Consider the following 8,528-nt stretch of genomic DNA (forward strand, 5'->3'; position numbering starts at 1 on the left):
CAGCTCGATCTTGGGATAGCCTCCGCCGCGTGAGCCTTGAGACGGACTCGGTCCGGGCTGGTAGCGCTGCTGATCGCTGGCGGCGGGCCACCGATGGGCCACTGCTCGTGCTGGCTCTTGCGTTCCTCGTAGTGTTCCTGCTGCCGCTGTACCGTCCCGGCTTGCCTGCGACCGCGCACCGAGCGCTCTGGGTCTCCAACGTCGCAATCTGGGCGGCGTTCGCAGTGGACTTCGCGGTGCGCCTGTACCTGTCACCGAGCCGTCGCGCCTTCCTGCGTCATCACATTCCCGACCTGCTCGCCCTTGCAGTGCCGGTGCTGCGCCCGCTGCGCTTGCTGCGCGTGGTCGGAGTCCTCGGAGCGGGTGGCCGTCGTGCCGCCGAACGTCGGGTGATGGGAACCGCTGCCTACGCGCTTGGCGCCGTCCTGCTGATGTGCGTCGTGTGCGCAGGGCTCGTGCTCGACGCCGAGCGGGATGCCCACGGAGCAACCCTGACGACAGCTCAGGACGCGCTGTGGTGGGCGGCGACCACCGTAACGACCGTGGGCTACGGCGACAGGTACCCGGTGACAGGTGAGGGGCGCACGGTCGCCGTCGCGCTCATGCTTGCCGGTATCGCGCTGCTCGCTGTCGTCACCGCGACCATCGCGGCCTGGTTCGTGGAGCGCGTTCAAACGCCCGACGTGGCGACGACGGAGACCAGCCTGCACGACGTCATGACCGAGCTGGCGCAGATCCGTGAGCGGCTGGACGCGCTCACCACGCAGGGTTCGCGAGGCCAGGCGGTTGAGGCGCCTTTCGAGCAAACAGTGATGCCACGTGAGAAGTAGTACTGCATGGGAGTGCCGGGCAGCCCGTTAAAGCGTGGCGCGCTTCGGCGCTTCGGTCGTTGTCGTCGCTATGCTTCGCGATCAGCTTGCCCGGTGTGAGTTCTCCTTAGGACCCTGATTCGGCTCTGCTTCCGCCCTGAATTTGGGTCTATAATCAGCGCATGCAGACTACGTCGCTGTCCGACCTGAAGGCGCACCTGTCGGAGTACACAGAGCGCGCCGAGATGGAACACGAGCAGTACACCATCACGCGCAACGGTCGACCTGCGGTCGTGCTGGTGTCAGCCGACGAGTGGGAGTCTATGCAGGAGACGCTTTTCTGGCTGTCACAGCCGGGCATCCAGGAGGATCTCGCCCAGGCCGAAGACGACGTCACCGCCGGACGAGTTTATGACGAAGCCCAGGTCCGCCAGGCATTGAACTTGCCGCCACGGCGGTGACCCCCGATTCGCCGGAGTACCGGCCAGTGCTTACCGGGGCCGCGCTGCGCAGCCTGCAAGCGGTGCCGCCGCGGGTCGCCGAGCCGCTGGTGGCCTTTGTCTTCGGCAGCCTTGCCGAAGCGCCGAAGCGCCGAGGGAAGCCTCTACAGGGCGAGTTGATCGGACGCTGGGCTGCGCGTCGCGGTGACTATCGCATCGTCTACCGGCTCGACGATGACACCAAGGTGATGTACGTCCTCAAGATCGCCCGGCGCGCCGATGTGTACCGCTCGCGTTGAGCAGTGAGGTTGCTCCACATTGTTGATGTGGTGGCTGGGGTTTCTGGTCTGCTCCGGTCGGCCGCGCTTGAGCCGAAGGCGTCGAGATGTCCATCCAGATGAGGCCGTAAGGCACTTTGAGGCCGAACGTGTTGGATGCGCCGATCACACTCCGTAGTAAAATACTCGAAAGCGCTATCGATTCAATGAGCACCTCGAGGTTTCCACTTGGAAGGATGATCAGCATGGCAGCTAAGCCCAAACCTCCGCAGGTGCCCAAAAGGGCGGCGGCACGCAGGAGCGTGACCGCAACAAGGATGGTCGTTGGCGTGAAAGCGCGACGATGCGGGAAAGCCACGTCCGAAGTGATTAAGAACCTGCCGTGATCGTCGAGGGCCCTACTGCTCTGGCCCATCCGAAGGAATCACGATGTCGCGCTTCACCTCGAAGGACTGCGGGTCGACCTGCTCCATCACGGCAATGAGATCTCGGGCCATCAGCTCGACCTCGCGCAACGTCCGAGCCTGGGTGGTGCGCTGAATCTCCGGAACGGTGACGAGCCAGAACTGCTCACCCCGTTCGACCCGTGCGGTGTAGGCGGCCATGGGCTCAGTCTTCCTCATCAGGTCCCGGCGAGTGAGACGGCGAGCGAGTCCGGTGAGGTCAGCAGCGCCTGGAACGCCAGTTCCGCAGCGCCGATCAGCGCCGAGTCCTGGTCCAGCCCCGGCAGCAGCACCTGCACGCCCGCGCGGGCGGCGGCCATCGCCCGCCGGTCGAGCTCGGTCTCCACCGCGGCCCGGTCCAGCCGGACCACCTCGGCCAGCGAGCCGCCCACCACGATCGCCTGCGGGTTGAAGCAGTTCACCACGTTGGCCAGGCACCGGCCGAGCCAGATCGCCACCGTCCGCACCGCGGCGACCGCCCGCTCATCACCGGCAGCGGCGGCGGAGAACACCGCGGCGACCGCCCGCGGCCCGTGCTGGTCGGTGACCCCGGCCGCCCGCAGCAGCGCGTGCTCGCCGATGTAGGTCTCGATGCAGCCGGTGCTGCCGCAGTGGCAGGGCGGGCCGTCCGGGTTCATCGTCATGTGCCCGATCTCGCCGGCGTACCCACCGACCCCGTGCAGCTGGCTGCCCTCGGCGATGATGCCGCTGCCGACGCCGACGCTGCCGTTGAGATAGACCAGATGGTCATATCCGATCGCGGCGCCGCGCTGGTGCTCGGCGACCGCGCCCAGGTCGGCATCGTTGCCGGCCTGCACGTCCAGCCGGCGGGGCAGCGCCTCGGCCAGCAGCGCGGCGAACGGCACCGCCCGCCAGTTCAGGTTCGGCGCGTGGTCGACGAAACCGTCCCGGCGGCGGACGGTGCCGGGGATGCTGACCCCGATCCCGACCGGTCCCTGCGAGCCGGGCAGCCGGTCAGCCAGCCAGCCGGCGTCGGCGACGATCTGGTCGACGACCGCCCGCGGCAGCCGGGCGGCGCCGTCGATGGCGGTGGTCCGGCGCTCGTGCACGGCGCCGCCCAGGCCCACCGCCGCGGTGACGATCCGCTCGACGGCCACATCCACCGCCAGCACGTACGGCCCGTCGGCACGGGGCGCCACCACGTGCGAGGGCCGGCCGGCCCGGTCACGTCCGGAGGGCACGTACTCGGTGACCAGCCCGAGCGCGACCAGGTCCGACACCAGCGCCCCGATGGTGCTGCGGTTGAGCCCCATGGCGGCGGTCAGGTCCGCCCGGGTCAGCTCACCGTGCTGGTGGATCGAGCGCAGCAGCCGGCTCAGGTTGTGCCGGCGGATCTCCTCGGGGCGAACGGCGACCCGTTGCGCGGTCAACGGCCCACCCTTCCCTTCACCGAGAGGCACCGGCCGGTCAGCCGAGACCCGCCGCGCCGGCCCGTCTGCGCGACAGCGCGTCGATCGCCGCGGCCAGCATCAGCACCAGCCCGGTGACGACGTACTGCACCGCCGAGCCGTTGGTGCCCTTGACCAGGTCGGCCATGCCGTTGTAGATCACCTCGACCACCAGGCCGCCGATGATCGCGTCGATGACCCGGCCCTTGCCGCCGAACAGGCTGGTGCCGCCGATCACCGCCGCGCCCACCGCCAGCAACAGGGTGTTGCCGCCGTAGTTGTCGACGCTGACCGACTTGACGTTGCTGGCGATCAGGATGCCACCGATGGCGGCCATGAAGGAGCTGATCACGAATACCGAGATCCGGATCCGGTCGACCTGCACACCGGCCCGCCGGGCGGCCTCCTCGTTGCCGCCGACGGCGTAGACGTGCCGTCCATAGCGGGTCCGGGTCAGCACGAACGTCCAGATCACCAGCAGCACGACCACCAGCGGGATCACCCACGGCACGCCCTCCAGCCGGGCGGGCGCCACCCGGACCAGCTGCCCGTTGACGTTCTCGATCGAGGAGGTCTTGACGATCGCCCGGTTCTGGTTCAGCAGGTAGACCATGCCGCCGACCAGCACCGCCAGGCCCGCGACCTTGAGAGCCAGTACCGAGGTCGGCTCGGCGGACAGGCCGGCGCGGCGGCGGCTGAGGCTGGCCGAGAGCTTGACCCCGGCGTAGAGCAGCACGCACAGCACCGCGAACAGCCAGCCGGCCCACAGCGGCATCTGGCCGTTGTTGATGCCGTTGATCACGTCGTCGGTGACGCTGACGTTGCCCTGCTGGCCCTTGCCGTTGTTCAGGATGTAGAGCGCCACGCCCTGGAAGGCGAGGAAGAACGCCAGCGTGACGACGAAGGACGGGATCCGGAGCTTGGCCCGCAGCAGCCCGATCAGGGTGCCGATCACGATGCCGGTGAGCAGCGCCAGCCCGATCGAAACCGGCCAGGGGGCGTTGTAGCCGACCATCACCCGAACCATCACGGCGGCGCAGACCCCGGCGGCGTAGCCGGCGGACAGGTCGATCTCGCCGAGCAGCAGGACGAACACCAGGCCCATCGCGATCACGATCGGGCCGGAGCCCTCGGTGAGCAGCACCGCGGTGTTGTACAGGCTGGCGAACGACGGCTGCAGCAGGCCGAACAGGATGACCAGCACCACCAGGCCGGTGATGGCCGGCAGCGAGCCCATGTCGCCGCCGCGCAGCCGGGAGACGTAGTTGCGGGCGTAGTCGCCGATGCCGTTGCCGACCGGGGCGGTCGAGGCCATGACCGCCAGGCTGTTGGGATCCGGCGCGGAATCCGGGTCGGGCGGGGCGGCGGTCGCGGAGGTGCCCGAGGTTGTCATGCCGAGGCTCCCGTCAGGCCGGCGCCGGCCGGGACGCCGGTGATGCTGTCGGAGCGCCCGGTGGTGATCAGCTCGACGAGCTGGGTCTGGTTCACCGACGAGCGCTCCACGATGGCGACCAGCTGGCCCAGGTAGAGCGCCGCGATCCGGTCGGAGACCTCCAGGACGTCGAGCATGTTGTGCGAGATCAGCACCACGGCAAGCCCCCGGTCGGCCAGCCGCCGCACCAGGTCGAGCACCTGGGCGGTCTGGGCGACGCCGAGCGCCGCGGTCGGCTCGTCGAGGATGACGACCTTGGAGTTCCACAGCACCGACTTCGCGATGGCCACCGTCTGCCGCTGGCCACCGGACAGGCTCGACACCCGCTGGCGCACGGACTTCACGGTGCGCACCGACAGCGAGGCCAGCGTCTCGGTAGCCGCCTGCTCCATCGAATTCTCATCGAGGGTCAGCCCGCGCTTGCGCTCGCGGCCCAGGAACATGTTCTGGACGATGTCGAGGTTCTCGCACAGCGCCAGGTCCTGGTACACGATCTCGATCCCGAGCGCCGCCGAATCCCGGGGGGAGCGGACGTGCACCGGGGCGCCGTCGAACAGGTACTCGCCGGAATCAATGCTGTACGTCCCGCCGATGCACTTGACCAGCGTCGACTTGCCGGCCCCGTTGTCGCCGATGAGCGAGATCACCTCGCCGGCGCGCGCCTCGAAGCTGACGTCGTGCAGCACCTGCACCGGGCCGAAGCTCTTGTTCACGTTGCGCAGCTGCAGCAGCGGCGGGTCGTTCTGACGGGTCACGGCCTGCGTCCTCTCGCATCCGGCCCCCGGCCCGGAGGCGGGCCGGCGGGTGACGTGCTCCACGGGATCTCGCCGCGGGCAGAGCCTACGGGCGGACGGCGTGGTCAGCGCCGGCCGCCCGGAAGCGGTCCTACTTGACGCCCGCCTGGGTGCACAGCGCGGCGTAGCGGCCGGTGCACACCTGGTTCTTGGCGGTGTAGCCGTCGTTGATCGGGGTGGCGACGTTCTCCTTGGTGATCACGACCGGCTCAGCCAGGATGGCCGGGACGTCCTGACCGGTCTTCGGGTCCTTGATCTTCTGGGTGGTCGCCGGGATCTCGCCGTTGGCCAGCTTCGCCGCCGCCTCGACCGCGGGACGGGCCTCCTCGCTGGACGGCTTGTAGATGGTGAAGCACTGGTTGCCGGCCAGGATCTGCTGCAGGCCGGCCGGTGAGGCGTCCTGGCCGGAGACGGCCACCTTGCCGTTGAGCTTCAGGTTGGTCAGGTTGGTGATCACGGCGCCGGCCATGGTGTCGTTGGCGACCATCACCGCGCCGAGGTCGGGGTTCTTCTGGATGAAGGAGTTGAACACCCGGCCGGCGGTGGTGGCGTCCCAGTTGCCGGTCTGCTTGCCGACCCGGGTCCAGCCCGGCGCCTTGCTCAGCACGCTGTCATAGCCCTGGGCGAACAGGGTGGCGTTGTTGTCGGTCGGCGCGCCGTCGATGTCGACGTACTTGACCGCGGACTTGCCCTTGACCTGCGGGCACTCGGTCAGCGCCTTGCCCTGCAGCTCGCCGACCTTGGTGTTGTCGAAGGACACGTACAGCGCCGCGCCGCCGCCCGGGGTGAGCCGGTCGTAGTCGATGGTGATGACGCCGTTCTTCTTGGCCTCCTGCAGGATGGTCGCGCCCGAGGCCGCGTCGAGGTTGACCAGCATCAGGACCTTCACACCGCCGGCCGCCATCTGCTGGGCGATGGTCTTCTGCTTGGCGGCGGACCCGCCGGCGTTCTGGATGTCGCAGTCGAGATTGACCCTCTTGCAGTTGGCTTCCAGCGCCTCCGGGTCAGCCGACACCCAGCGGTTGGAGGACTGGGTGTCGGGCAGGATGATGCCGACCTTGGCGCCCTTGCCGTCCACGGCGCCGGCCGCGCTGGAGCTGGAGCCCGACGCGGTGGCGGTGGGGCTGGCGCCGCCGGTGCTGGCGCTGCTGGTGGCGCCGCCCGCGGGGGCGGAGTTGTCGTTGGTCTTGTCCGAGGAACACCCGGCGAGAGCGAGCGAGGCCGCGGCTCCGACGACGATCAGACCGATTGCGCTCTTGCGCATGGGCAATTCCGCCTTTCGCGATGCTGGATCGACTATGCGGCTGGCAGCAATCCGTCGACCACAAAGAAAATGTTGTCGGCGGGAACATATCCTTCTAGTGATGTCCCGGCAAAGACCCTGACATCGAGTTGTTACCGAGGGCTGCTACTTCCGGCGTGCGGTATCGCAGTCACTTCACTGCAAACGAACGCCGTGCCGGTTGACGGGCTGAGCGGCGTCGAATTGTCGGCCGCGCAGCCGGTCGTCGGCCGCGCAGCCGGTCGTCGGCCCGGCAGCGATCCGTCAGCCCGGCAGCCCGGGTCGTCAGCCCGTCAGGCCAGCAGGGATCGCAGCACGTACTGCATGATCCCGCCGTGCCGGTAGTACTCGGCCTCGCCGGGGGTGTCGATCCGCACGGTCGCGGAGAACGTCCACTCCGAGACCTGCCCGTCGGACGCCCGGGTCGCGGCCCGAACCTCCACCTGGCGCGGAATCTCACCGTCGTTGAGCGCGGTGATCCCGGTGATCGTGAACGTCTCCTGCCCGGTCAGGCCCAGGGTCTCGGCGGTCTCGCCCTTCGGGTACTGCAGCGGCAGCACGCCCATCCCGATCAGGTTGGACCGGTGGATCCGCTCGTAGGACTCCGCGATCACCGCCCGGACGCCGAGCAGCGCCGTGCCCTTAGCCGCCCAGTCCCGCGACGAGCCCGAGCCGTACTCCTTGCCGGCCAGGATCACCAGCGGGATGCCGGCCGCGGCGTAGTTGACCGAGGCCTCGTAGATCGTGGTCTCCGGCGCCTGCGCGGGATCGTCGGCGGCGCTGAAGTCCCGGGTGAAGCCACCCTCGGTGCCGGGAGCGATCTGGTTGCGCAGCCGGATGTTGGCGAAGGTGCCCCGGATCATCACCTCGTGGTTGCCGCGCCGGGAGCCGTAGGAGTTGAAGTCCTTGCGCTCGACGCCGTGCTCGGCCAGGTACTTGCCGGCCGGCGAGTCCGCCCGGATCGAGCCCGCCGGGCTGATGTGGTCGGTGGTGACCGAGTCGCCGACCTTGACCAGCACCCGGGCGTCGGCGATGTCGGTGACCGGGGAGGGGTCGCGCTGCATGCCGTCGAAGTACGGCGGCTTGCGGACGTAGGTCGACTCGGGATCCCAGGTGAAGGTCTGCCCCTCCGGGGTCGGCAGCGACTGCCAGCGCTCGTCCCCGGCGAACACGTCGGCGTAGTCGGTGACGAACATCTCCCGGGCGATCGACCCGCTCACCACCTCTTCGACCTCGGCGTTGCTCGGCCAGATGTCGCGGAGGAAGACGTCCTGGCCGTCCTGGTCCTGGCCCAGCGGCTCGGTGTACAGGTCGAGGTCCATCGTGCCGGCGAGGGCGTAGGCGACCACCAGCGGCGGCGAGGCGAGGTAGTTCATCTTGATGTCGGGGTTGATCCGGCCCTCGAAGTTCCGGTTGCCCGACAGCACCGCGGTGACGGCGAGGTCGGAGGAGTTCACCGCCGCGCTCACCTCGGGGATCAGCGGCCCGGAGTTGCCGATGCAGGTGGTGCAGCCGTAGCCCACCAGGTTGAACCCGAGCTTGTCGAGGTAGGGCGTCAGGCCGGCCCGGTCGTAGTAGTCGCTGACCACCTTCGAGCCCGGCGCCAGCGTGGTCTTGACCCACGGCTTGCGGGTCAACCCC

Annotated in this window: 9 protein-coding genes; 3 read left to right on the top strand and 6 right to left on the bottom strand. The window is 69.0% G+C overall.

Annotated features, from left to right (window positions below; translation table 11 throughout):
• The first annotated feature begins 29 nt into the window (after window positions 1-29).
• From VF612_RS00855 to VF612_RS00865, 3 genes are all read left to right on the top strand, one after another.
• Entirely contained in the window at window positions 30-830 is an 801-nt protein-coding gene (locus VF612_RS00855) for a potassium channel family protein (RefSeq protein ID WP_408657950.1), read from the top strand.
• Window positions 831-991: 161 nt separating this feature from the next.
• A complete protein-coding gene (locus VF612_RS00860; protein WP_408657951.1) occupies window positions 992-1,270 on the top strand; it encodes a type II toxin-antitoxin system Phd/YefM family antitoxin in 279 nt (92 codons plus the stop codon).
• Entirely contained in the window at window positions 1,267-1,548 is a 282-nt protein-coding gene (locus VF612_RS00865; protein ID WP_408657952.1) for a type II toxin-antitoxin system RelE family toxin, read from the top strand. Before VF612_RS00860 ends, VF612_RS00865 begins: the two co-directional genes overlap by 4 nt.
• A 377-nt stretch (window positions 1,549-1,925) precedes the next feature.
• On the opposite strand, the gene VF612_RS00870 is transcribed toward VF612_RS00865, so the two are convergent.
• The 6 genes from VF612_RS00870 to acnA all read right to left on the bottom strand — a co-directional run.
• Window positions 1,926-2,132: a hypothetical protein gene (locus VF612_RS00870; RefSeq protein WP_408657953.1), complete on the bottom strand. Its 207-nt coding sequence runs from the start codon at window positions 2,130-2,132 to the stop codon at window positions 1,926-1,928.
• A gap of 17 nt (window positions 2,133-2,149) precedes the next feature.
• Complete coding sequence (locus VF612_RS00875) at window positions 2,150-3,361, bottom strand: ROK family protein (RefSeq protein WP_408657954.1); 1,212 nt, start codon at window positions 3,359-3,361, stop codon at window positions 2,150-2,152.
• A 37-nt stretch (window positions 3,362-3,398) separates the two neighbouring features.
• On the bottom strand, window positions 3,399-4,772 hold the full coding sequence (locus tag VF612_RS00880) for a sugar ABC transporter permease (RefSeq protein ID WP_408657955.1): 1,374 nt from the start codon (window positions 4,770-4,772) through the stop codon (window positions 3,399-3,401).
• On the bottom strand, window positions 4,769-5,566 hold the full coding sequence (locus tag VF612_RS00885; RefSeq protein ID WP_408657956.1) for an ATP-binding cassette domain-containing protein: 798 nt from the start codon (window positions 5,564-5,566) through the stop codon (window positions 4,769-4,771). The genes VF612_RS00880 and VF612_RS00885 overlap by 4 nt, the downstream gene beginning before the upstream one ends.
• Before the next feature lie 130 nt (window positions 5,567-5,696).
• Window positions 5,697-6,869 (bottom strand): sugar ABC transporter substrate-binding protein, encoded by a 1,173-nt coding sequence (locus tag VF612_RS00890; RefSeq protein ID WP_408657957.1) that lies wholly within the window; start codon window positions 6,867-6,869, stop codon window positions 5,697-5,699.
• Window positions 6,870-7,180: 311 nt separating this feature from the next.
• On the bottom strand, window positions 7,181-8,528 hold a 1,348-nt coding region (acnA, locus tag VF612_RS00895; RefSeq protein WP_408657958.1), incomplete at its 5' end, for an aconitate hydratase AcnA.

Origin of the sequence: Jatrophihabitans sp., assembly GCF_036388195.1 — a bacterium.
In the GTDB taxonomy this organism is placed as follows: domain Bacteria; phylum Actinomycetota; class Actinomycetes; order Mycobacteriales; family Jatrophihabitantaceae; genus Jatrophihabitans_A.

Coding starts and splice junctions, on each gene's coding strand:
- VF612_RS00890 (WP_408657957.1), bottom strand. CDS start 6,869: ATGCGCAAGAGCGCAATCGGTCTGATCGTCGTCGGAGCCGCGGCCTCG.
- VF612_RS00870 (WP_408657953.1), bottom strand. CDS start 2,132: ATGGCCGCCTACACCGCACGGGTCGAACGGGGTGAGCAGTTCTGGCTC.
- VF612_RS00880 (WP_408657955.1), bottom strand. CDS start 4,772: ATGACAACCTCGGGCACCTCCGCGACCGCCGCCCCGCCCGACCCGGAT.
- VF612_RS00860 (WP_408657951.1), top strand. CDS start 992: ATGCAGACTACGTCGCTGTCCGACCTGAAGGCGCACCTGTCGGAGTAC.